Origin of the sequence: Mycolicibacterium psychrotolerans (genome assembly GCF_010729305.1) — a bacterium.
Classification (GTDB): domain Bacteria; phylum Actinomycetota; class Actinomycetes; order Mycobacteriales; family Mycobacteriaceae; genus Mycobacterium; species Mycobacterium psychrotolerans.
Genome location: NZ_AP022574.1, coordinates 4,256,183 through 4,279,264, shown reverse-complemented (window position 1 = coordinate 4,279,264; position 23,082 = coordinate 4,256,183). Strand labels below are relative to the sequence as shown.

The 23,082-nt window shown below is 69.9% G+C and carries 24 protein-coding genes; 8 read left to right on the top strand and 16 right to left on the bottom strand.

Going from position 1 to position 23,082, the window contains the following annotated elements; genetic code table 11:
- Window positions 1-5: 5 nt before the first annotated feature.
- From G6N45_RS20740 to G6N45_RS20725, 4 genes are read right to left on the bottom strand one after another with little or no spacing between them, the layout of a single operon-like run.
- A complete protein-coding gene (locus tag G6N45_RS20740) occupies window positions 6-1,088 on the bottom strand; it encodes a sulfate/molybdate ABC transporter ATP-binding protein (RefSeq protein WP_163724188.1) in 1,083 nt (360 codons plus the stop codon).
- Window positions 1,085-1,900, bottom strand: coding sequence for an ABC transporter permease (locus G6N45_RS20735; protein WP_163724186.1), 816 nt, complete (start codon window positions 1,898-1,900; stop codon window positions 1,085-1,087). Before G6N45_RS20735 ends, G6N45_RS20740 begins: the two co-directional genes overlap by 4 nt.
- The gene (gene modA, locus G6N45_RS20730) at window positions 1,897-2,643 is read right to left on the bottom strand and encodes a molybdate ABC transporter substrate-binding protein (RefSeq protein ID WP_163724183.1); all 747 of its coding nucleotides are present in this window, start codon (window positions 2,641-2,643) and stop codon (window positions 1,897-1,899) included. The genes G6N45_RS20735 and modA overlap by 4 nt, the downstream gene beginning before the upstream one ends.
- A gap of 8 nt (window positions 2,644-2,651) precedes the next feature.
- Window positions 2,652-3,056: a TOBE domain-containing protein gene (locus tag G6N45_RS20725; protein WP_163724181.1), complete on the bottom strand. Its 405-nt coding sequence runs from the start codon at window positions 3,054-3,056 to the stop codon at window positions 2,652-2,654.
- Between the two features lie 184 nt (window positions 3,057-3,240).
- Here G6N45_RS20725 and G6N45_RS20720 point away from each other — a divergent pair, with 184 nt between their 5' ends.
- Window positions 3,241-4,200 carry an anti-sigma factor RsbA family regulatory protein gene (locus tag G6N45_RS20720; protein WP_163724179.1) on the top strand — a complete coding sequence of 320 codons (960 nt, stop codon included), beginning with the start codon at window positions 3,241-3,243 and terminating at the stop codon, window positions 4,198-4,200.
- Window positions 4,201-4,226: 26 nt separating this feature from the next.
- On the opposite strand, the gene G6N45_RS20715 is transcribed toward G6N45_RS20720, so the two are convergent.
- Genes G6N45_RS20715 through G6N45_RS20695 form a run of 5 tightly spaced genes read right to left on the bottom strand, consistent with a single transcriptional unit; the run spans window position 4,227 to window position 9,815 of the window.
- Complete coding sequence (locus tag G6N45_RS20715; protein ID WP_163724176.1) at window positions 4,227-5,486, bottom strand: DUF4032 domain-containing protein; 1,260 nt, start codon at window positions 5,484-5,486, stop codon at window positions 4,227-4,229.
- A gap of 20 nt (window positions 5,487-5,506) precedes the next feature.
- Window positions 5,507-6,706, bottom strand: coding sequence for an ABC transporter ATP-binding protein (locus G6N45_RS20710; protein ID WP_163724174.1), 1,200 nt, complete (start codon window positions 6,704-6,706; stop codon window positions 5,507-5,509).
- Between the two features lie 3 nt (window positions 6,707-6,709).
- A complete protein-coding gene (locus G6N45_RS20705) occupies window positions 6,710-7,537 on the bottom strand; it encodes a carbohydrate ABC transporter permease (RefSeq protein ID WP_163724172.1) in 828 nt (275 codons plus the stop codon).
- Complete coding sequence (locus G6N45_RS20700) at window positions 7,534-8,466, bottom strand: carbohydrate ABC transporter permease (RefSeq protein ID WP_163724169.1); 933 nt, start codon at window positions 8,464-8,466, stop codon at window positions 7,534-7,536. Before G6N45_RS20700 ends, G6N45_RS20705 begins: the two co-directional genes overlap by 4 nt.
- A complete protein-coding gene (locus G6N45_RS20695; protein WP_246228742.1) occupies window positions 8,463-9,815 on the bottom strand; it encodes an extracellular solute-binding protein in 1,353 nt (450 codons plus the stop codon). Before G6N45_RS20695 ends, G6N45_RS20700 begins: the two co-directional genes overlap by 4 nt.
- A gap of 176 nt (window positions 9,816-9,991) precedes the next feature.
- Between G6N45_RS20695 and G6N45_RS20690 the strand changes: the two genes are divergently transcribed.
- Together G6N45_RS20690 and G6N45_RS20685 are read left to right on the top strand one after the other, a co-directional pair.
- On the top strand, window positions 9,992-11,629 hold the full coding sequence (locus G6N45_RS20690; RefSeq protein WP_163724165.1) for a glycoside hydrolase family 13 protein: 1,638 nt from the start codon (window positions 9,992-9,994) through the stop codon (window positions 11,627-11,629).
- A gap of 105 nt (window positions 11,630-11,734) precedes the next feature.
- Window positions 11,735-12,727, top strand: a complete 993-nt coding sequence (locus G6N45_RS20685; RefSeq protein ID WP_163728798.1) for an Acg family FMN-binding oxidoreductase — start codon at window positions 11,735-11,737, stop codon at window positions 12,725-12,727.
- Between the two features lie 14 nt (window positions 12,728-12,741).
- Here G6N45_RS20685 and dosR read toward each other — a convergent pair whose 3' ends face one another.
- The 5 genes from dosR to G6N45_RS28115 all read right to left on the bottom strand — a co-directional run bounded on the left by dosR (window position 12,742) and on the right by G6N45_RS28115 (window position 17,210).
- The gene (dosR, locus tag G6N45_RS20680) at window positions 12,742-13,392 is read right to left on the bottom strand and encodes a hypoxia response regulator transcription factor DosR/DevR (protein ID WP_057147227.1); all 651 of its coding nucleotides are present in this window, start codon (window positions 13,390-13,392) and stop codon (window positions 12,742-12,744) included.
- Window positions 13,393-13,422: 30 nt separating this feature from the next.
- Window positions 13,423-14,247, bottom strand: coding sequence for a universal stress protein (locus tag G6N45_RS20675; protein ID WP_163724162.1), 825 nt, complete (start codon window positions 14,245-14,247; stop codon window positions 13,423-13,425).
- 2 nt (window positions 14,248-14,249) lie between these two features.
- Window positions 14,250-15,236, bottom strand: a complete 987-nt coding sequence (locus G6N45_RS20670) for an Acg family FMN-binding oxidoreductase (protein ID WP_163724160.1) — start codon at window positions 15,234-15,236, stop codon at window positions 14,250-14,252.
- Between the two features lie 795 nt (window positions 15,237-16,031).
- Window positions 16,032-16,673, bottom strand: coding sequence for a PE-PGRS family protein (locus G6N45_RS28120; protein WP_163724159.1), 642 nt, complete (start codon window positions 16,671-16,673; stop codon window positions 16,032-16,034).
- 6 nt (window positions 16,674-16,679) lie between these two features.
- Window positions 16,680-17,210: a hypothetical protein gene (locus tag G6N45_RS28115; protein WP_163724157.1), complete on the bottom strand. Its 531-nt coding sequence runs from the start codon at window positions 17,208-17,210 to the stop codon at window positions 16,680-16,682.
- Between the two features lie 1,196 nt (window positions 17,211-18,406).
- Here G6N45_RS28115 and G6N45_RS28110 point away from each other — a divergent pair.
- Window positions 18,407-18,595 (top strand): hypothetical protein, encoded by a 189-nt coding sequence (locus G6N45_RS28110; RefSeq protein WP_163724155.1) that lies wholly within the window; start codon window positions 18,407-18,409, stop codon window positions 18,593-18,595.
- A 488-nt stretch (window positions 18,596-19,083) separates the two neighbouring features.
- Window positions 19,084-19,665, top strand: a complete 582-nt coding sequence (locus tag G6N45_RS28105; protein WP_163724152.1) for a hypothetical protein — start codon at window positions 19,084-19,086, stop codon at window positions 19,663-19,665.
- Window positions 19,666-19,709: 44 nt separating this feature from the next.
- On the opposite strand, the gene G6N45_RS20645 is transcribed toward G6N45_RS28105, so the two are convergent.
- Both G6N45_RS20645 and G6N45_RS20640 read right to left on the bottom strand, forming a co-directional pair.
- Window positions 19,710-20,429: a GAF and ANTAR domain-containing protein gene (locus G6N45_RS20645; RefSeq protein WP_163728796.1), complete on the bottom strand. Its 720-nt coding sequence runs from the start codon at window positions 20,427-20,429 to the stop codon at window positions 19,710-19,712.
- A 122-nt stretch (window positions 20,430-20,551) separates the two neighbouring features.
- The gene (locus G6N45_RS20640) at window positions 20,552-21,049 is read right to left on the bottom strand and encodes a DUF1990 domain-containing protein (protein ID WP_163724150.1); all 498 of its coding nucleotides are present in this window, start codon (window positions 21,047-21,049) and stop codon (window positions 20,552-20,554) included.
- A 37-nt stretch (window positions 21,050-21,086) separates the two neighbouring features.
- Here G6N45_RS20640 and G6N45_RS20635 point away from each other — a divergent pair, with 37 nt between their 5' ends.
- The 3 genes from G6N45_RS20635 to G6N45_RS20625 are packed head-to-tail and all read left to right on the top strand — an operon-like array spanning window position 21,087 to window position 23,014.
- Window positions 21,087-21,938 carry an aldo/keto reductase gene (locus G6N45_RS20635; RefSeq protein ID WP_163724148.1) on the top strand — a complete coding sequence of 284 codons (852 nt, stop codon included), beginning with the start codon at window positions 21,087-21,089 and terminating at the stop codon, window positions 21,936-21,938.
- 21 nt (window positions 21,939-21,959) lie between these two features.
- Complete coding sequence (locus G6N45_RS20630; protein WP_163724146.1) at window positions 21,960-22,589, top strand: PaaI family thioesterase; 630 nt, start codon at window positions 21,960-21,962, stop codon at window positions 22,587-22,589.
- Entirely contained in the window at window positions 22,586-23,014 is a 429-nt protein-coding gene (locus tag G6N45_RS20625; RefSeq protein WP_163724144.1) for a TIGR02611 family protein, read from the top strand. The genes G6N45_RS20630 and G6N45_RS20625 overlap by 4 nt, the downstream gene beginning before the upstream one ends.
- Window positions 23,015-23,082 lie beyond the last annotated feature (68 nt).

The window sequence follows — 23,082 nt, the reverse complement described above, 5'->3', positions numbered from 1 at the left end:
TGACGCTAGCGCATACCGTGCGCGGGGTGCAGCCCCACCTCCTGCGCCTTGATCGCGAAGTACACCGTGCGGCCCGGCTCGAGGCCCAGATCGACCGCCGCCGCGGCGCTGACGTCGGCGGCCAGCCCCGACGCTCCATCCGGTAGTTCGCCGCCGCGCACACGCACGACCGGTCCCCGCACGTCGACGTCGGCGAGGGTCACGGCGAGGACGTTGCGCGGGCTCCCGTGAGGCGGCTCGAGGTGGACGGCGACGGCGCTCGGACGGAACAGGGCGACGGCTGCGACACCGGGCTCCGCGTCACCCAGTCCCGAGATGTCCGCACCCCACGGGGTCCGTAGCGATCCCCGCTCGGAGATCACACCGGAGATCAGATTGACTCCGGCGATGCGCGCACCGAAGTCGCTGCGCGGTGCGCTCAGCACGGAGCGGACGGGTCCGCGTTCCGCGACGCGCCCGCCCTCGAGGATGACGGCGGTGTCCGCGAGGGCGAGCGCGTCGAGCATGTCGTGGGTGACGACGATCGCCGTCCGGGACCGGTCCCGGAGAAGATCGCGCAGCAGCCGCCGCAGCGCGGGCGCGGCGGTCACGTCCAGGGCGGCGAACGGCTCGTCGAGGAGCAGTACCCGGGGCTCGGCGGCCAACGCCCGCGCCACCGCCACCCGCTGGGCTTGGCCGCCTGACAGCTGCGCTGGCCGGCGCCCGGCCAGTTCGCTCGCGCCGACGGCGTCGAGCCAGCGCCGGGCCTGCTCGCGCGCCGCGGCGCGGGACAGTCCCCGGCAGCGCGGCGCATAGGCGACGTTCGCGCCCACGCTCAGGTGTGGGAAGAGCATCGCCTGCTGGGCGAGCAGGGCCACCCCGCGAGCGTGCGCGGGTACGAAAGCACCTGTGTGCGTGTCCGTCACGATGTCGTCGCCGATCTGGACACGGCCGCTGTCGGGTCGCACGAGCCCGGCGACGATCTGCAGCAGCGTGGATTTGCCGACCCCGTTGGGACCCAGGACGGCCAGCACCTGGCCGTCCTCGACCGCGATGTCGACGTCGATTGCGCGCTGCCGGAGCCGGGCGGCCACGTGCACGCTGCTCACGGCAGCGCTCCCGCCAGGCGTCGGCCGGCGGAGGCGACGACGATCACCGCGGCGACGGCGATCAGCAGCAGCGACAACGCCACCGCGGCGTCCGCATCGGTCTCCCGCTGCAGATAGATCTCCAGCGGCAGGGTTCGGGTGACACCCTGCAGCGAGCCGGCGAAGGTCAGCGTCGCGCCGAACTCGCCCAGGGACCGCGCGAAGGCCAGCACCGCGCCGGATATCAGGCCGGGCCACACCAGTGGCAGGGTGACTGTTCGCACAACGGTCGTTGGCCGGGCTCCCAGCGTGGCGGCGACGTGTTCGTAGCCCGATCCGGCGGAACGCAGTGCGCCTTCGAGGCTCACCACCAGGAACGGCAACGACACGAACGCTTGAGCCAGCACCACCGCGGTGGTGGAGAAGGCGACCCGGACACCGAGGACGTCGAGTTGGTGGCCCAGCAGACCCTGTCGCCCGAACGTGTAGAGCAGCGCAATGCCGCCCACCACCGGCGGCAGCACGAGCGGCAGCAGCACCAGCGCGCGGACGATCGAGCGGCCGGGGAACCGGCCGCGTGCCAGCGCAAGCGCCATCGGGGCGCCGACCGCCACGCACAGTGTCGTGCTCGCCGCGGCGGTCTTGATGCTCAGAGTCAGTGCCGCGCGGGCGGATTCGGAGGTGACGAGCGGGAGGAAGTGCGGCCAGTCGATCCGCACGACGATCGCGACGAGCGGTACCACCACGAACAGGGCACCGATTCCGGCGGGCAGGTAGATCCAGGCGGGCAGGCCGACGGGCACGGCGCCACCCTCGCGCGGCCGGGCGGTCACGGTTCGGCGAAACCTGCGGCGGCGAGCACGTCGCGACCCTGGGGTCCGGTGATGAGATCGACGAAACGCTGTGCGGCCGGGCGGGACCGGGCCTGGTTCAGGACGGCGATGGGGTACACGTTCACGGCCCGGCGCGCCTCGGGGAAGGCGATCTCGGTGACCTTGTCACCGGCGTTCGCGGCGTCGGTCACGTACACCAGCCCGGCATCGGCCTGCCCGGAGGTGATCTTGCCCAGGACGTCGGTGACCGAGGATTCCTCGCTGACCGGGGCGAGGGAGACCCCCGTGGCCTTCTCGACCCTGTCGGCCGCGGCACCGCACGGCACCTGGGGCGCGCAGGTCACCACCTGGATGCCGGGACGGGCGAGGTCGGCGAATGTCGCGATGCCGCTGGGGTTTCCCGGCGGTGTGACGATGGTGAGCGTGTTCGTCGCGAACGCGACGGGATCGCCGGATACCAGGCCGTCGTCGACCGCCTTGGTCATGTTCGCCGTGTCCGCGGAGGCGAACACGTCTGCGGGTGCGCCCTGGGTGAGCTGCGTGGCGAGCTCCGATGAGCCGGCGAAGCTGAACGTGACCGTCGTGCCGGGGTTGTCCTTCTCGAATCGCGCCCCCAGGTCGGTGAACGTCGACTTCAGCGACGCCGCGGCGAACACCGTGAGTCGGTCGCCGGCCGACGGCGGCGACGACGAGCAACCCCCGCAGACAAGGGCGGCCGCCACTACTGCCACCACTACTGCCACGGGTGCCTTCACGAGCTTCCGCCCGCGGTCTCGACGATCACGGTGGTGGCCTTGACCATGGCCACCGCGACGACGCCAGGCTCGAGACCGAGCTGGCGGACGGATTCGGTGCTCATCAGGGACACCACGGTGAACGGCCCGCACTGGATCTGAACCTCGCTCATCACACGGTCGGAGCGCACCTCTGTGACGAGCCCGACGAAACGGTTGCGCGCCGAACTCGCGACACCGACCGGGTCGGGTGGCGGCGCGGCGTGTTGCCGCGCGAAGCCGGCGAGCGCCTCACCGGCGATGACCTTGCGGCCCGACTCGTCCCTCGATGCCGGCAGAGCGCCGCCGTCGATCCAGCGGCGCACGGTGTCGTCGCTGACGCCGAGCAGCACCGCCGCGTCTCTGATCCTGATCTCGGGCATGCGAAGCTTTCCGTTTCTGCGGACTTATGAGCCGAATATTGCCATAGAAACGGAAGTTGGTCGCAGTGCTGGCCGCATCGTCGCCGTCATATTTTCTGCCCGCGTACGCGCTGACAGCGGCGTATCGTCGAAGTCATTCATCGGAGCAGCGACCCGATGCGTCATCGACGTCGGGAGTCAGTGCTTGTCTGTTCTGTCTGATCCCGACGTCGACCGATTCCGGCATCCGGCGTTCTTCTATGACTCGCCGGCGGCGTATGTCGACTGTCTGGTGCCGTCGATCATCGACGCACTCGACAGGGGGCACTGCGTTCTGGTCGCCGTGCCGGGACCGAACCTGACGGCACTGCGCGCCGCGCTGGGCCCGTCCGAGGGCGCGGTGACGCTGATCGACATGACGGAGGCGGGGCGCAATCCCGGCAGCATCCTCGCCGGTGTGCTGAGCCGATTCGTGGAGGCGAACGTCCCCCAGCCGGTGCTGATGATCGGCGAGCCGGTGTGGGACGGCCGTTCGGCGCTGGAGTATCCGGCGTGCGTGCAGTACGAAGCGCTGATCAACATCGCGTTCACCGGACGGGACGTCACGGTGGTCTGTCCGTACGACGCGTGCGCGCTGACCGCTGAGCGCCTCGACGATGCCCGTACCACCCACCCGGTGTTGTGGAGGTACGGGGAGCCGGAGGCCGACAGCTCGCACTTCGCGCCGGACGACGCCTGGCGGCGGTACAACGAGCCGTTGCACGCGGCCGCCGACGCGGTGGGCTGCACCGTGCGGACGGTCGCCGAGTTGCACCGCGCCCGCACCTTCGCCGCCCGGTACGGGCAGTGGTTCGGGTGCGGCGACGAGCAATTGATCGATCTGCGGCTCATCGTGACCGAGCTGGCCACCGAGGCGTTGGTGCACAATGCCGGGCCGTGCCGGCTCGCTTTCTGGAGCACGGACGGTTACCTGGCGTGCGAGGCGCGCGACCAAGCCCGGCCCCGTGATCCGCTCGACGGCCCGAGCGGGGCGACAGCGGCGCACGGGGGCCTGATGGTGGTCAATGCCATCGCCGACCTGGTGCGCTGCCATGCCGGGGTCGACGGCACCACGATCCACGCGTATCTGCGGGTAGAGCAACGGAGTATCGGCTCGACCGGATGAACCGCCCCGCGGTCCGCACCGTCGGACTACTCGTCGTCGAGCACCGAGAACGGTTCGGTCGGCGTCTCGACGATCATCAACTGCGCGGCTGACTCCGACGGGACGACGTTGCGCGCCAACGCCTGCAGCGCGCGGTCGGTGCCGACGTCACGGCCGGCCCGCTCGGAGAGCAGCCACCGCACCTCGAGCAGATCGCAGTAGGCCTGGATGGGGGTGCCGGAACGTCCGACCGCGGCGTGCGCGCGGTGCATCGTCGGGGTGGCCACCTCCATCACCCACAGTTGCGCCGCGGTGCGCTCATCGACGTCGTGACCGGCTTCGCGACACAGCTGCCCCTGGTAGGCGTGCAGGTCGCCGAGCAGTATGCGGGCCTGCCCCTCACCGACGACCAGTCCGGTCAAGCGCTGCAGCTCGGTGGCGTGGTATCGGCGGTCGCCGACAGCGACGTGCAGGCGCAGTTCGTCGGCGCCGGAGGTGACCGGCTGCAGGGACACCTCGTCGACGGCGAAGCCGAGCTCGTTGAGCTTGCGAATGGTGCCCTCGACGCGGTATCGATCGGCGAAGCCGAACGTCGGCGCCGCGTGCAACAGCTCCCACAACTGTTCATAGCGCTCCCGAATCGCCAACGCCTCGCCGATGAATCCCGGCTCCAGATCCGGTCTTTCGAGCCGCGCCGCGACGTCGAGCAGCCCCGCCGCGACGTTCTCGACGGTGATGTCGATGTCCTGGGTGCGCTGCCCGTTCGACAGGGTCGGGTGGATCTCGCTGGTCTCGGCGTCGACGAGGAAGGCCTGCAGCACCTGCCCGTCCCGGGAGAACAGCGTGTTGGCCAGCGAGCAGTCGCCCCAGAACACCCCGTGCCGGTGCAGTTCGACCAGCAGCGTCGCCATGGCGTCGAACAAGCGGGCCCGGTGTTTGGGCGCGTCGGGCGGCAGCCGCATGAACATCCGGCGGTACTGCCACGAGCCGGCGAGGTAGCGGGTCAGCAGGATCGCAGTGTCGAAGTCGGGCTGGAACACCAGTCCGGCCGGACGAACAGCGTTGAGCTCCATGTCCTCCAGCGCGCGCAGCACCTCGTACTCACGGGCGGCGATGCGCGGGGGCAGCTCCTTGAGCGCCCACAGCTCACCGTCGCACTCGACGAACTTGACCAGGTGCCGGCTGGGTCCCACCGGCAGGTCGCGCAGCGGGACCTCGGGCGCGGTCCAGTCGGCGAGCGCCCGATCCCAGGGCAGCGCAAGCAGTTCCGGGCGCGGAGCCCGCAGCCGAAGCTCAGGAGCCGCCATCGGCGTGTGTGGCCGCCGGCTCAGCCGGCGGGCGCCGCGTGCCGACCGCTGGATTGATCCGCGCGCGTGAGGTTGTCACCGCTGTGCGGATCGAACAGGTGCAGACGCTCGGCGTCCAGCCACAGCGTGGCCTTGTCACCCGAGCGCACCCGGCTCAGCGGATCCAGCTCGACACAGAGTTGCGTGCGCAACTGCTCGCTGTCGAGTTCGTTGGCCAGCTCGGCCAGCTGCTGCTTGATCTCCGGCGTCGCCTCGAACGGCACGAACGCATACTGTTCGTTGCCCAGCCACTCGACCATGTCGACGGTGACCTCGAAGGTCACACCGCGGGAGCGCTTGTCGTCATCGACGAACTCCGCGTCCTCGAAGGCGCCCGGCCGAATACCGGCGATGTACACCTTCTGATCGTCGACGGCGTTGCGCCACTCGTCGCGCAGCGGCACCGTCGCAAACGGCAGCTCGACATTGTCGCCGTTGACGTGGGCGGGCACGAAGTTCATCGGCGGGGAGCCGATGAAGCCGGCGACGAAGAGGTTGACCGGCTGGTCGTAGAGTTCACGCGGGCTGGCCACCTGTTGCAGCACACCCTTTTTCAGCACCGCAACGCGATCGCCCAGCGTCATCGCCTCGGTCTGGTCGTGGGTGACGTAGACGGTGGTGACGCCGAGCTTGCGCTGCAGCCGTAGGATCTCGGTGCGCATCTGGCCGCGCAGCTTCGCGTCGAGGTTGCTCAACGGCTCGTCGAACAGGAACGCGTCGGCCTCGCGTACGATCGCGCGTCCCATCGCGACACGCTGCCGCTGACCGCCCGACAGGTTGGCCGGCTTGCGGTCGAGGTGCTCGCCGAGTTCGAGCGTGTCGGCGGCCTCGGTGACCCGCTTGCGGATCTCATCGTCGGATAGCTTGCCCGACAACCGAAGCGGGAAGGCGATGTTCTCGAACACGGTCAGGTGCGGGTAGAGCGCGTAGTTCTGGAACACCATCGACAGGTTGCGGTCGCGCGGCGCCTTGTCGTTGACCTTCTTGTCGCCGATCAGCATGTCGCCCGAGGTGATGTCCTCGAGTCCGACGATCATCCGCAGAAGTGTCGACTTCCCGCAGCCCGACGGGCCGACCAGGATCACGAATTCGCCATCCGCGATGTCGAGGCTGACGTCGTTGACGGCAGGAAAGCCGTCACCGTACTTCTTGACGATGTTGCGCATCGTAATTGCTGCCATGGGTTATCCCTTCACTGCTCCGGATGTCAGGCCGGCGACGATGCGCCGCTGGAAGATGAGGACCAAGATGACGACGGGGATCGTCACGATCACCGACGCGGCCATGATGTAGGGGACCGGCGACTCGAAGTACGAGGCGCCCTGGAAGAACGCCAGCGCCGCAGGCACCGTCCGCGCGCTGTCGGTGGACGTCAGTGAGATCGCGAACAGGAAGTCGTTCCAGCAGAAGAAGAACGTCAGGATCGCCGTGGTGAACACGCCCGGCGCGGCAAGTGGGACGATCACCTTCCTGAACGCCTGCCACTGCGTCGCCCCGTCCACCTGTGCGGCGTGTTCCATCTCCCACGGGATCTGCCGGAAGAAGGCCGACATCGTCCAGATCGACAGCGGCAGCGCGAATGTCAGATAGGGGATGATCAGACCCAGCCAGGTGTCGTAGATCCCCAGTCCGCGCCACATATCGAACAAGGGGCCCACCAGCGCCGCCTGCGGGAACATCGCGATGCCCAGTGCCAGCGACAGCAGCACCTTTTTCCCGGGGAACTCCAGGCGGGCAATGGCGTAGGCGGCGAACATCGCGATGACCACCGAGATGACCGTGGCGACCACGGCGATGCCGATCGAGTTGATCAGCGCCCGGGTGAACAGAGGATTGCTGAAGATCTGCGCGAAGTTGTCGAGGGTGAATGTGCTGGGCAGAAACGACGGGTTGCCCGAGACGATGTCCGACGGCGGCTTGAACGCCAAACTGATCATCCACAGCATCGGGGCGAAGCTGTAGATCACGATGACGATGCCTGCGAGCGTCCACCACTTGGTGCTCTTGGTCACTGGTCACCCCTGACTTGGGACAAGTCGGTCTTGAAGACCTTGATGAAGATCCATGCGATGACGACGACGGACAGGAACAACAGCACCGAGACGGCCGATCCCATACCGAGATTGACCAGCGTGACATTCTGCCGATACGCCAGGAACGAGATCGTCTCGGTGTTGTTGGCGCCGGCGGTCATCACGTACGGGTTGTCGAAGATGCGCCACGCATCGAGGGTGCGGAACAGCAGCGCCACCATGATCGCGGCCTTCATGTTAGGCAGCGTGATCTTCCAGAGCCGTTGCCATGCGGTGGCGCCGTCGACCTTCGCGGCCTCCTGCATGTCCTCGGGGACCTGCACCAGACCGGCGAGCAGCAGCAGCGAGATGAACGGCGTGGTCTTCCATATCTCGGAGAGGCAGATGACGAATATGGCGGACCACCGGTCGCCGAACCAGTCGAAACCCGACAGGTTCAGCCACTGGTTGACGAACCCGGAGTCGATGGCGAAGGCGTAGCGCCAGATGAACGCCGACACGACGGTGACGATGCCGTACGGGATGAGGATCGCTGTGCGCAGCGGGCCGCGGCCCCGGACGATACGCAGCATCACGAAGGCGAACCAGAACCCGAGCACGAGTTCCACCGCGACGGTGACCACAGTGATGGCCAGCGTGGTGACGAAATCGTTCCACCACAGCGGGTCGGTGAGGATCACCAGGTAGTTGCCCAGTCCGACGAAGCTACGGCCGCCGGGATCGGTGAGGCGGAAGTTGTACAGCGACAACACCAGTGCGTAGCCGAGGGGGTAGGCGGTGACGAGCAGCATCACCACATATGACGGCAGGGTCAGGTAGATGCCGAGCCTGCGCTCACCCTTGACCCGCTCACTCATCGCGGGTGTGCCGGGTTCTCTCTGCAGCGGCGGGGTCTGGAGCGTCGTCACAGGAGGCGCCTGCCCGCGAGCACGTCAGCCATGAATTGGTCTGTCCTTTCCGGGGTTTCGGCATTCACCGAGGCGGGCGGGTGCCACGTCTGCTGGATCGCTCCCGAGATGTCGGTGTAATAGGGGGTCGGCGGCCGCGGACCGCCGTCGCCGATGGATTCGCGGATCAGGTCGGCGTTGGCGTACTCCTCGCGGATCTTGGGGTCGTCGTAGGACGCGGCGTAGGGCGACGGCTCACTCTCGTCGAGCATGTACTGAGTCGCCTTCGGTTCGGCGTTGATGCACTCGACGAGCGCGACCGCCTGGTCCGGATGCTTCGTGTAGGCGCCGATGCCGAGGTTCGCCCCGCCGAGTGGCGGCGCGCTGGGGCGGTCGGGTGCCACCCGGGGATAGCGCGCCCAGCCGATGTCGTCGACGACGGCCTGGTCGAGCGTCCCCTCTTCGGCGGCGCTGCGGGCGGCGGCGAGCACGTAGGGCCAGTTGACCATGAACATGCCCTGACCGGACTGGAAGTTGGCGCGGGCCTGCTCCTCCGACGCATTGGACAGGTCGGCGGGCGCGGCGGGGGAGCGTCCGAGGTTGCCGACGATCTCGGCGGCCTTCTCGCCTGCCGGACTGGCCAGTGACGGCTTGGCGTTGCGGCCGGCCTCGACGTCCTGGAGCAGCGCGCCGCCGCCGGACAGCACCAGCGCGTTGATCAGCACGGTGTAGCCCTCGTAGCGCTGCGCTTGGACGGCAACCTTCTTCTGTTGTCCCACAGCGGCTTTGATCATCTCGTCCCAGGTGAACGTCGGCGAGGCCGGGTCGACCCCGGCCGCGGCGGCCGCCGACTTGCGGTACCAGAGCAGCTGGGCGTTGGACTTGTACGGGGCGCCGTAGAGCTTGTCCTCCCACTTACCGGTCTTGACGGGCGCCGGCAGCATCCCCGCGGTCAGCCGCTGCCTCTCCTCGGCGGTGTAGGGCCGCAGGAATCCCGCGTTGGCGAACTCGGCGGTGAACACCACGTCCATGCTGACCAGGTCGATCGAGGAGTCGCCGGCAGCCAGGCGGCGCACCATCTGCTCCCGCTGCGCGGTGGCCGTGCTGGGCAGCGACTCGATGCGTACCCGGTAGGCACCGTTGGAGGCGGCTTCGCACTCCTGGGCGCGCGCGGCCGAGCCGCCGTTGTCGGGAAGGATGTACCACGTCAGCGTCGGCGGGCCGCCCTCGCTACCGCACCCGGACAACAACGTGGCGGCGACCAGAGGCGCGCTTGCCAGCGCGATTGCACGACGTCGTCGCCCGCGGGCGAACTGGATTCGTTTCATCACGTCCTCGTTTATGAAGTTGTGGTCTCCGATGAGGGCCACGACCAGCACATTCGGTACAGCGACGAGTGTGTCACAGTTCACAGAATCTCCTGCGCAGCGGTACCCCGTCGGCGCGGCACCCGCCGCCACCGCTGCCGAATGTGCTCCGGCTGTCGTGATTCTGTCCGGTTCACTACCGTGGGGACACGTTCACGCGTCAAGTGGAATGGAGTGCCGTGGCCCCCGCCGTCTCACCGTGGTGGCAGACCGCCGTCGTCTATCAGGTCTACATCCGCAGCTTCGCCGACGGTAACGGCGACGGCGTCGGCGACATCGCAGGTCTGCGAACACGGTTGCCGTACCTGGCGCGGCTGGGTGTCGACGCGATCTGGATCAACCCGTGGTACCCGTCGCCGATGGCCGACGCCGGCTATGACGTCTCCGATTACCGCGACATCGAGCCGGCCTACGGCACCCTGCAGGAGGCGCAGGAGCTGATCGCCGAGGCGCACGCGCGGGGCATTCGCGTGCTGCTCGACATCGTGCCGAACCACACCTCCGATCAGCACGCCTGGTTCCGCGCGGCGCTGGCCGACGAGCCGGGGGCGCGGCAGCGCTATCACTTTCGGGCCGGCCGCGGCCCCGACGGCGCCGCACCGCCGAACAACTGGCAGAGCGTCTTCGGCGGACCCGCGTGGACCCGGGTCGCCGACGGGCAGTGGTACCTGCACCTTTTCGCGCCGGGTCAGCCGGACCTGAACTGGGACCACGCCGAGGTGCGCGCCGAATTCGAGGACATCCTCGCCTTCTGGTTCGACCGTGGTGTGGACGGCTTCCGGATCGATGTGGCGCACGGCCTGATCAAGGAGGCCGGACTTCGCGACACCGCCGACCCCGACGACGCCGCGCAGAGTCTGGTGCAGTCGCGCGAGGGGCACCCGGCCTGGGACCAGGACGGCGTCCACGACGTCTACCGGGCCTGGCGCGCGGTCGCGGAGCGCTACACCCCCGAGCGCATCTTCATCGCCGAGGCGTGGGTGCCCAGCAATGAGCGGCTGGCGCGCTACCTGCGGCCCGACGAACTGCACACCGCCTTCCAATTCGACTTCCTGCGGGCGCCGTGGCGGGCTGAGGTGCTGCGCTCGGTCGTCGACGACGCGATCGCCGCCGCCGCCACCGTCGGCGCGCCACCGACGTGGGTGCTGTCCAACCACGATGTCACTCGTACCGTGACCCGCTTCTCCCGTTCGCAGCCGGCGCACCTCATCGAAACCGATTGGGAGCGGGGCCGGTGGACCGAGGAGGATCCCGACCACGTCATCGGCAGGCGCCGTGCCCGCGCCGCGGCGCTGGTGCAGCTCGCGCTGCCCGGCACCGCCTACGTCTACCAGGGGGAGGAGTTGGCCCTCGAGGAGGTCGAGGACCTGCCCGACGACGTGCGTCAGGATCCGACGTGGGTGCAGTCGGGCTTCACCGACGTCGGTCGCGACGGCTGCCGGATTCCGTTGCCGTGGACGGCGACCGACGCTCCCTATGGCTTCGCGCCCGAGCCCGGATCCGCCACGTGGCTACCGCAGCCCGCGCACTGGGGCGAACACAGCGTCGAGGCCCAGGAGCGCGACGCCGATTCGACGCTCAACCTCTATCGCGAAGCGCTGCGGTTGCGGCCGTCGCTGTGGCGGGATGCCGGCGACGTGAAATGGCTCACCACTGCCGCTGAGGTCGCCGCCTTCGAGCGCGGAGGCGCGCAGTGCTGGGTCAACACCGGGGAGGACGCCGTGGCGCTGCCCGACACGGCGTCGGTGGTGCTCGCCTCGGCGCCCGGCGTCGGCGCCGTGCTGCCCCCGGACACCGCGGTGTGGCTTCGGTCCTGACGAAAATCTGTCCACTGGCCGGCTGCATCGAGGCCTTTGTGCCCTCCGCAAACACCGGCGGCGCGACGCACTCTGGAGGGCGAGACGACGCTCGAAAGGGTGACAGTGATGACGGACTTTCCCGACACCGAAACGCTGCGGTCCGCGCTGTCGCTGGCGACACGCGCGCCGTCGGTGCACAACTCGCAGCCGTGGCGGTGGCGCGTCGGCGAGGAGGGCCTGCATCTCTACGCCGATCCGAGCCTGCAGTTGCGGCACACCGACCCGGACGGCCGCGACCTGATGCTCAGCTGCGGGGCGGCGCTCAACCACTGCGTCGTCGCGCTGGCGGCGCTGGGGTGGCAGGCGAAGGTGACCCGCTTTCCCAACCCCGCCGAACCCGACCACCTGGCGGCGCTGACGCTCTATCCCTACCCGGCGGCCGACCTGGATGTCGCGCTGGCTGCGGCGATACCCCGCCGACGGACCGACAGGCGGCACTACAGCTCCTGGCCGGTGCCGCGGGGCGACGTCGTGTTGATGGGGGCCAGGGCTGCGCGTGCGGGGATAGTGTTGCGCCGCATCGCCGACCTCGACGGTCTCGCCGGTCTCGCGGGCGAGGCGGCGCGCTTACACGAATCCGATGAGGGGTACCTCGACGAATTGGCCCGGTGGAGCGGGCGTTACGCCGCAACGACCGGCGTGCCCGCCCGCAGCGTGCCCGGCCCCGACGGGGTGGCGCGCGTTCCCGCCCGGCATTTCGCGGTCGGCGTGCTCACCCAGCCTCTGCACACCGACCCTGCCGACGAGCACGCCGTGATCCTCGCGCTGGGCACGCGCGACGACGACACGATGGCCTGGTTACGGGCGGGGGAGGCGACCAGCCTGGTGTTGTTGACGGCGACCGCGCTGGGTCTGGCGAGCTGCCCGATCACCGAGCCGCTGGAGGTGGCGCGGACCCGGGAGGCGCTGCGGGAGGACGTGTTCGGAACCGATGCGCATCCGCAGATGCTGCTGCGTATCGGTTGGGCACCGATCAATGCCGATCCGCTGCCCTCGACGCCGCGCCGCGGCCTGTCCGATGTCGTTGCCTACCTGGACGGTTCGCCGCTGGAGTGAGTGGCGGCGCCGGCTCACCTCGAGCCGGGCCGTTGCCGCCGCTCGAGCTTGGAGATGAAGACGGCGGCCTGGGTGCGGCGCTCCATACCGAGTTTGGCCAGGAGCCGAGACACGTAGTTCTTGACGGTCTTCTCTGCCAGGAACATCCGGGCGGCGATCTGCTTGTTGGTCAGGCCCTCACCCAGCAGGTCGAGCAGTACCCGTTCCTGTTCGGTGAGCTCGGAAAGTGGATCGGTGGGCTGGCCGTCGCCACGCAGCTTGGCCATCAAGGCCGCCGCGGCCCGGTTGTCCAGCAGTGAGCGCCCAGACCCGACATCCTTGATCGCCCGGGCCAGCTCCATGCCCTTGATGTCTTTGACGACGTAGCCGCTGGCGCCGGCCAGGATCGCGTCGAGCATGGCCTCGTCGGAGGTGAACGAGGTCAGCATCAGGCAGCGCAGGTCGGGCATCCGGGACAGCAGGTCGCGGCACAATTCGATGCCGTTGCCGTCGGGCAGGCGGACGTCGAGTACCGCGACGTCGGGTTGGAGGGCGGGGATCCGGGCCAGGGCCTCGGACACCGAGCCCGCCTCACCGATCACGTCGAGTTCGGGATCGCTGCTGAGCAGGTCGACCAGACCGCGCCGGACCACCTCGTGATCGTCGACCAGGAATACCTTCACCATGCCGTCATCCCCTTGCGATCGGGCACCGGTTCACAGTGCGGTGTGCGGTCCGCAGACCAGGATCGAACAATCGGTGTCGCGCAGCGCGGCGTTCCCCTGGGCTCCGACGAGCGCGCCCAGTCCTCCCGAACGCGTACGCCCCGTGACCACCAGCTGAATGGCGTTGGCGTTGGCGGCCAGGTAGTGGAGAGGATCGCCGTGGCTGCTCACCGACGTGATGTCGAGTTGCGGGAAGCGGCGCCGGGATTCGTCGAGGCGACGCTCCCAGTGCGCCTGGACGTCGGCGTAGGTATGGGCGGGCGCAAGCACCCTCACCGGCGCGTGCCGCCGTCGCGCCTCCTCCAGGCCGCGATGGAGAACGACGTTGCCTGCGGCGTTGTCGTCGACGTCGATGACGACGGCGCGGTCGCGGTTGGCATGCGGTCGATGAGCGCGGACGATGGCCACCGGGCAGTGCGCCGACTTCGACAGTGCGGCAGCGGTGGAGCCGATGCGGCCACGGGTGGCGTGTCGCAGGCCGCGCGCCCCGACGCACAACATCACCGCTGTGCGGGAGGCCTCCAACAGCGTCTCCACCGGGCGGCCCTGCAGGATCTCCACTTCCATCTTGACCGGCCGTTCGGTCGATTCCACCGCCGTCAGGACATATCGCACGGCCACTTCCGCGGTGGCCAGGCTGCGTGCCTGGTCCTGCGGATCGACCGTGGCGGAGTCCGGGCTGTCGATGACGTAGACCAGTCGAAGCGGGACATCATGGTCGATGGCTTCGTCGATCGCCCACAGCGCGGCATCGACCGCCGCCGGTGATCCATCGATTCCCACCACCACACATGGCGCGGGCGCACCCTCGATCATGTTCACTCCCTGCGTATTTCGATGACTTCACGGATGTGCCGACGCGGTGTCGGCGGAGGCGCGCCTTCCAGGGCGGGCGCCATCCCGACCCTGATCAGGGCCTGGGGGATCGCTTCGCCGTCGATCAGAGCTGCGACGACCTCCCGCCCTGACGGCAATTCGGTGATGTGCGTCAGCGTGCACGTCGCGTAGCCGGCGATCGTCGCTTCCAGCAATGCCGACGAAAGTGCCTCGCCGCAACGCAAGACGCTCTCCGGCGAATCATCGACAGTGGAGATCACCAGGATCCGGGACCGGTCCTCACCGATCTCGCTGCGGCGCTCCGGTTGCGTGCTGACCGGGAAGGTGCGTCCGACATCCACGCGGTCACTCTCGGGTGCGGAGATCAGCGCGCTGGGCGGTATCCCGTCGTCGGACGACAATTGCTCTGTCCACCAATAGAGTTCGTTGTGATAGCCGCTGTCGAACAGTCGCGCCGTGTCGGTGAGGTAGGAGGCTTCGGCCAGGGCCGACCGAAGCTCCTCGGCCACCAGGTGGAAGCTGACCGCATCGTCATGGTGATCGGCGGTCAGCCTGCTGAGGAGGTTCTCGACGTCGGGCGGCTCGGACAGCGGGAGGCGGTCGGTGCGCCGCGCCATGATCGCGTCGGCGAGCCGCCTCTGGTCCTCGGAGGCCGACGGTGACGGGCTGAACTCGACGGTGGCCAGGTGCAGCGGGTCCTCGGGGTCGGGGAAGCGCCGCACCGTGGTGTGCCACCCCGCGGCTGCCATCGCCACCCGGAAGTGGTGAAGGGCGGCGCCGCAGCTGATCACGGCCTGGCGTCCGCTGCTGTCGGCGGATGGCGCGTGGCGCGACGGATCGGCGAACAACTCCACGGTGTGGTCGGTCAGCACCCAGCGCCATGGCTGCGTGTTGTGCAGAGACGGTGCCCGACAGGCCACCTGCAGCGCATCGACGATCAGTTCGGACCTGATTTGCGTCGTGGGCATCTCACCTCCACCTCGTCTCCTCCCACAGTGCGCGGCGGGGCGGGGCGCAGACAGGGCCAATGGTCCTTGAACCGTGTGACGAGTGCCGTCAAACCATCGCCTGCGCGCACTGCTGGTAGGCCGATCGAACGTGTTGGCGGACAACCCTTTCGGGAGGGCTTCTATCGGCCGTCATGGTGATTCCGGCCGAAGTGAGGGAAATGCAGTTGCGGCCGCCCGCCGGTGGCCAGCAACTCCGTCACACGTCCGGCCCGGTGGCGACGAGTTTCGCATCCCCTCGTGGTCTCCTTCGGTGGGAGAAGCGGGCGGCGGGCGACGACGGCGGGAGGGCGCCGGCCGGCTGACCCACCGCACGAGGAGGTGCTCGGGCACGAAACTTGGGTTTGCGGTGCGACCCGCGCGGGGGAGCGAGATCGGTCGGGCGTCGCGAATCGGCGCCTGTGTCCGTGCCATGGACGACTGGCAGAACGTGTTTCGGGCGATCGGAGTTTCGCCAGCTCACGGCGATGCGTCCACAACGGGAACGCTTCTCCTTGGCAACGGTTGGATAACGCAGGATTTGTCGCGGCGGCGTTTTCGCAAATTGTCGGTTCAGTAAGCCCAGTAGGCGATCGAAATTCGCAGAACGACGCAGAAGGACTGGGAGCGCATGTCACGGACCAAGAAGGGCATCGTCGTTGTCATGATGGGCAGCGCGGGGATGTTCTTGACCGCCCCGGTGCTGAGTCCGCTGGCCGCTGCGGACCCCACACGAGGCGGCGTCCCGTGCGTGGGCATCCTGCAGCAAATCGCCACTCACCCCGCCGACATTCCGCAGGCGCTGCACGAGGCCGCGAGCTCGTTCACAGCCGGTCCCGGGCAGCCCGCCCCGCCGGTGGTGGTGCCGCCGGCAAGCTCGTCGTCGGCAGGTCTGCCGCCGGTGCCCCCGCGCCCGCCTGCCTCGGTGTCGACGTCGTCGTCGGGTGTCACGCCGCCCGTGCCGGGTACGCCGGGTGTTCCCGCGTCGAGTTCGATCGGTGCGGGCACGCCACCGGTGCCGCCGAAACCACCAGCCGCAGTGGTGACTCCCGCCGCGGGTGCGACCCCGCCGGTGCCTCCGGTGCCCGGAGCGCCGGCCGGCACGCCCGTCGTCAACGTCGGTCCGCCGGCGCTGCCCGTCCCGGGTGCCCCGGTCATCGGTGATGCCGGTGCGGCGTTGCCGCCGGTTCCGGGTGTGCCGGGTGCGCCGGTGGGTGTTCCTGTTGGGGCGGCGACGCCGCCGGCTCCGGGTGTGCCGGGTGCGCCGGTGGGTGCTCCTGTTGGGGCGGCGACGCCGCCGGCTCCCGGTGTGCCGGGCGCACCGGTCGGTGTCCCTGCTGCGGCCGCGTTGCCACCGGCTCCCGGTGTGCCGGGCGCACCGGTCATCGGTGACGCCGGTGCGGTTGCCCCGGCCGGCATTCCGGCTCACGGTGCTCCCGTCGAGGCCGCCGCTGGTGCGGCCGCGCCGGGCGGGGGTGTGCCGGGAGCTCCGGTCGCCGCCGCCGGCGGGAACGCCGCGCCGCCCGCGCCTGGCCTGCCGGGTGCGCCCGTGGTCGGCGAGGCGGGTGCGGTGCCGCCCGCAGGTATCCCAGCACCGGGTGCACCGGTCGCCGCCGCTGCCGGGAACGCCGCGCCGCCCGCGCCTGGCCTGCCGGGTGCGCCCGTGGTCGGCGAGGCGGGTGTGGTGACGCCGCCGGGGCCGGGTGTGCCTGCGACGCCGGTGGGTTCGTCGGTGGAGGGTGTGACGCCGCCGGCGCCCGGTGTTCCGGGTGCTCCGGTGGAGGGTTCGTCGGGTGTGGTGACGCCGCCGGGGCCGGGTGTGCCTGCGACGCCGGTGGGTTCGTCGGTGCAGGGTGTGACGCCGCCGGCGCCCGGTGTTCCGGGTGCTCCGGTGGAGGGTTCGTCGGGTGTGGTGACGCCGCCGGCTCCGCCCGCACCCGCCACGCCCGCCGCCAATTCCGTCGAGACCTTCTCTCCGCCAGCGCCGCCCGCTCCCGCGACGCCTTCCGCCGCGAGTGTCGAGACGTTCTCGCCCCCGGCACCGCCGGCTCCTTCGACTCCCGCCGGTTCGTCGGTGGAGCTGGCGACGCCGCCGGCTCCGGGTGTTCCTGGTGTGCCGGTGCAGGGTTCGTCGAGTGTGGTGACACCGCCGGCGCCGGGTGTGCCGGGGACGCCTGCCGGTTCGTCGGTCGAGCTGGCGACGCCGCCGGCTCCTGGTGTTCCTGGTGTGCCGGTGCAGGGTTCGTCGAGTGTGGTGACACCGCCGGCGCCGGGTGTGCCGGGGACGCCTGTCGGTTCGTCGGTCGAGGTGGTGACGCCGCCGGCTCCTGGTGTTCCGGGTGCGCCGGTGCAGGGTTCGTCGAGTGTGGTGACACCGCCGGCGCCGGGTGTGCCGGGGACGCCTGCCGGTTCGTCGGTCGAGCTGGCGACGCCGCCGGCTCCTGGTGTTCCGGGTGCGCCGGTCGTGAGTGAGGCCGGTGTGGCAACGCCGCCCGCTCCCGGGGTGCCTGCGACGCCTGCCGGTTCGTCGGTGGAGGTGGTGACGCCGCCGGCTCCGGGTGTTCCGGGTGCGCCGGTGCAGGGTTCGTCGAGTGTGGTGACACCGCCGGCGCCGGGTGTGCCGGGGACGCCTGCCGGTTCGTCGGTCGAGCTGGCGACGCCGCCGGCTCCGGGTGTTCCGGGTGCGCCGGTTGCGAGTGAGGCCGGTGTGGCGACGCCGCCCGCTCCCGGGGTGCCTGCGACGCCTGCCGGTTCGTCGGTGGAGGTGGTGACGCCGCCGGCTCCGGGTGTTCCGGGTGCGCCGGTTGCGAGTGAGGCCGGTGTGGCGACGCCGCCCGCTCCCGGGGTGCCTGCGACGCCTGCCGGTTCGTCGGTGGAGGTGGTGACGCCGCCGGCTCCGGGTGTTCCGGGTGCGCCGGTTGCGAGTGAGGCCGGGCTGGCGACGCCGCCCGCTCCTGGTGTTCCGGGTGCGCCGGTTGTTGGTGACGCGGGTGTCGTGACGCCGCCGGCTCCGGGTGTTCCCGGCGCTCCGATCGACGCCGCTGCCGGCGCAGCTACTCCCGGCGGTCCTGGTGTTCCCGGCGCTCCGGTTCAGGCCGCGTCGGCGGGCGTTGCGCCGCCGGCTCCGGGCGCTCCCGGCGCACCGATCGTCGGTGATGCCGGTGCCGCCGTGCCGGGTGGCGCCCCCGGTGCAGGTGCTCCTGTTGCTGCTGCAGCGGGTTCTGCAGGACCGGCTGCCGGTGCCGGTGCCCCGGTTGAGGCCGCCGCCGGCACCGCAGGACCCGCGGGTGTCGCGCCGGGCGTTCCCGGCGCCCCCGTGTTCGGCGAAGCTGGTGTGGTGACGCCTCCGGTGCCGCCGGTTCCGGGTGGGGCTGGTGCGGTTCCTGCTGGTGTGGTGACGCCTCCGGTGCCGCCGGTTCCGGGTGGGGCTGGTGCGGTTCCTGCTGGTGTGGTGACGCCTCCGGTGCCGCCGGTTCCGGGTGGGGCTGGTGCGGTTCCTGCTGGTGTGGTGACGCCTCCGACGCCGCCGGTTCCGGGTGGGGCTGGTGCGGTTCCTGCTGGTGTGGTGACGCCTCCGACGCCGCCGGTTCCGGGTGGGGCTGGTGCGGTTCCTGCTGGTGTGGTGACGCCTCCGACGCCGCCGGTTCCGGGTGGGGCTGGTGCGGTTCCTGCTGGTGTGGTGACGCCTCCGACGCCGCCGGTTCCGGGTGGGGCTGGTGCGGTTCCTGCTGGTGTGGTGACGCCTCCGACGCCGCCGGTTCCGGGTGGGGCTGCTGCGGTTCCTGCTGGTGTGGTGACACCTCCGACGCCGCCGGTTCCGGGCGGAAGCGTGACCGTTCCCGGGGCAGCCGCCACGCCGCCCATCCCAGGGACACCGGGTGTGCCGGTCGCGGCCAACGTCCCCGGCAACGTCCCCGGCACACCGCCGACCCCGCCGTCATCGGTGGTCGTCAACACCGGTGTCCCGTCGTCGCCGATCCCCGGAACTCCCGGCAACTCGATGACGGTCGCGGACCTGCTGACCCCGCCCGGGGTGCTGCGGACCGTGCAGGACAGCGCGTCGTCGGTGGTCGGCCTCCTGCCGCCGCCGCCGGCACCGGCGCCGGGTGCGGCCGGAGCCGTCTCGGTGGGCGGTCCGGTGATTCCGGACACGGTGACTCCGCTGCTGGCGACGGGGGTGTCCAACCTGATCTCGCCCTCGCCGCTGAACCTGCCGTCGATCCCCGGCCTTCCGGTTCCGCTGCCCAACGAGATCCCGGTGCCGTCCGACCTGCTCTGCGTCGGAACGGATTGGTCTGCGACGCAAGGAAATTCGGCAAACCGGGGTCCGGTGAACGCCGACCTGCCGCGGGCGCCGGTCACCGGCGCCACCCCGGCCGGCGACCGCCGCGACCGCTGGGAAGGGCAGTAATCATCGCGGGTGCCGGCCTGGCTGAGAGTGCTCAGCCAGGTCGCTCACCCGCTCCGTCGACCGTTCTCTGACTGCGCGCCGGCCACCAGGTCAGTGGCCACCTGGATCAGCGGCACGTTGGAATCCTGGGACAGCTTGCGCAGCACCTCGAACGCCTGCACCGCGTTCACGTGATAGCGCTCCATGATCATGCCCTTGGCCTGGCCGATCATGTCGCGACTCGACAGCGCCCGCTGGAACTGTTCCTCGCGCCTCGCCGAGTTCCACGCGACCGACGAATGCGCGGCGAAGATCAGCCCCATGGTTCGCGACTCGGGGGTGAACACGTCGGGCTGCTCGGAGTAGACGTTCAGCGCGCCGAGCGTCTCGCCGGCGATGAACAGCTGGAACGCCATGATGGACCGGATCGGGGTTTCCGCCAGCGCGTCGCGGCGGTAGTTCGGAAACCGGGTGTCGGTCTCCAGATTCGCGACGTGAATCGTCTTCTCTTCCCACGCCGCTGTCAGGCACGGCCCTTCGCGGTAGCGCTGCTGGATCTTGTCGAGCAGGACCGGCCAGTGCGACGTCGCTGCCGGGGTCTCGATATTGCGGGCATTGCGCGTCAGCGTGATGCCCGCGCACTGCGCGCCCGGAATCTCCACCGCCGCGTTCTCGGCCAGTTCGGCGATCACCGTGTCGGCGTCAGTATCAGGTCTGTTGTGCAGCCCCTGCACGAGCTCGGCGACCCGCAGATGGGTCGCCTCCAGGTCGGGCTGATCGTTCACCGCCACCGTCCATACTTCTTGCGTTACTTCTTGCGTCAATTTGGGACATCAATCTACCGCTGACCACCGTGGATCACCCGGGCATGGCGATGTCGCTTCCGTGACCCCGGCTGACCGGTCGTTCAGAGGGCCCGCAGATAGCGTGCGGCGATCAGGCGTTGCAGCACCGAGGTGACCGGCGAGCCCAGCCGGCTCCACCACGTCGCCGGCCGGGAGAAGGCGGCGACTTCGGCGACGACTTCGCTGGTGGCGGCTTCGTAGCGCACGAGAAACAACTCCTCACCGCGCACCGTGTGGCCGGCCAGGGTGCCGTAGGCGAATCCGCGGCGGTCGGGCTCGTCGACGACGTAGACCACCCGGCACGGCGCGGGTACCGGGCCGAGGTGGCCGAGTACATCGGTGCCGATCTCGGCCGTCGGAGTCGTCGCCTCGACCCGGACCCCGGCTCCGCGCAGCATCCCGAAGCGCATGCCCTCCTCGGCCGCCTGCTCGAATCGTGCGCGGCCGCGGCCGATCACCGACGTCTTGCGCAGAAAGCGGTAGCCGGGCGGCGGGGAGCCGGCCGTCGCACCCACCTCGGCGTAGGTCAGCGGCCGGCCGCTCAGGTCGCTCAGCTTCACCCCGTCAGCTTCGCATCGCCCGCGTACCGTCGATGCGGTGACCTCCGCGACACTCACCCTGGGCAACGATCTGACCGTCAACCGGCTCGGCTTCGGCGCGATGCGCCTGACCGGGAAGGGCGTGTGGGGGCCGCCGGCCGATCGCGACGAATGTCTGCGGGTGCTGCGTCGCGCCGTGGAGCTCGGCGTCGACTTCATCGACACCGCGAACTCGTACGGGCCCTACATCTCCGAGGAGCTGATCCGCGAGGCGCTGCACCCCTACGACGGTGTGGTGGTCGCGACCAAGGCGGGGCTGCTGCGCACCGGTCCTGACCAGTGGCCGGTGCTCGGGTACCCGGCCTACCTGCGTCAGGAGTGCGAGATGAGCCTGCGCCGCCTCGGCGTGGACACCATCGATCTGTTCCAGCTGCACCGCATCGACGACAAGTTCCCCGCCGAAGACCAGGTCGGGGAACTGCTCGCGCTGCAGCAAGAGGGCAAGATCCGCCACATCGGGCTGTCGGAGGTCAGCGCCGAGCAGCTCGAGGCCGCCCGTGCGGTCGCCCCGATCGTGTCGGTGCAGAACATGTACAACCTGACGGCGCGCTCCGCCGAGCCGGTACTGGAGGCCTGCGAGGGCCAGGGCATCGCGTTCATCCCGTGGTTTCCGTTGGCGGCGGGCCCGCTGGCCGCCACTGACGGCCCGCTGCAGCGCATCGCGGCCGACCACGGCGCGACACCGTCGCAACTGGCGCTCGCATGGCTGCTCGAGCGCTCGCCGGTGATGCTGCCGATTCCCGGCACGTCGAAGGTCGCACATCTGGAGGAGAACGTCGCTGCGGGGCGGATCGAGCTGAGCGACGCCGAATTCGACACCTTGACCAACGCCGGGGCAACTCAGAGCTGAGTCAACCAATACGGTGAGCGGGTGAGCGCCAACGACTCCGTCGACACCCACGTAGGCGGCGGGTTCAACCCGCCGCGGCCCACCACCCGCGGCGGGCCGGACTACGGGCGCTTCATCGAAGCGGTGCGCTCCCTGCAGGACCATGCGCGCGCCGCCGACGCCCCCGATGACGTGGTCACCGAGGCCGCGGCGCTGATCGAGAAGGCGTCCGAACTGCTGGCGCCGTACGACGCCGACGAGTGGTCGTCGCCGTCCGGACGGCGGATGGACCTGCCCAACCGCGGCAACATCCTGCAGGTGCCGGTGGATCTGCACGTCACCGACGACGAGCGGGTGCGCGGCACCGCCCGGTTCCGCCGCTACCACCTCGGCCGCAACGGCGCCGCGCACGGCGGCACGATTGCGCACCTGTTCGACTCACTGCTCGGCTTCACGGCCTTCAAACTCAGCCGCAGCCGCGCCCAGCGCACGGCATTCCTGCACGTCGACTACCGCAAGGTCGTGCCGGTGGAGCAGCTGCTGCAGGTCGAGGCGGGCATCGACGACATCGTCGACCGGAAGATCTTCGTGTCGGGACGCCTGCTCGACGGTGACCACGTCCTCGCCGAGGCGCATTCGCTGTTCGTCAAGCTCAAGCCGGGACAGCCGTGAGCGACGGCAACCGCACCGCGCTCACCCGCCGGTGGGGCCGATGGCGCGACCGGCTGCGGGAACGGCCGGCCGCCGATCTCGCCTACCGCGTCGGTGTCGCCGTCGTGGGCACGCTGATCTTCGCGGTCGGGATCGTGGCGATCCCGTATCCCGGTCCCGGCTGGGCCATCGTGTTCGTCGGGCTGGGCATCCTCGCCACCGAGTTCGACTGGGCCCGCCGGCTGCTGGCCTGGGTGCGGGAGCGCTACGACAAGGTGATGGACTGGTTCAAGCGCCAGGGCCTGTGGGTGCAGATCCTGGGCGTGGTGTTCACCGTCGCCGTCGTGGTCGGCACGCTGTGGCTGCTCGGTGCCCTGAACTTCGCCGCCGGGCTGGTCGGCATCGACCAGCCGTGGCTGCAAAGCCCCATTGGTATCGGGTCGTGAGGCCCGACCCCGATAGCATGGTCGCGGTCAGAACCCGACCCGGCCTGAAACACCCCGACCGTTTGGAG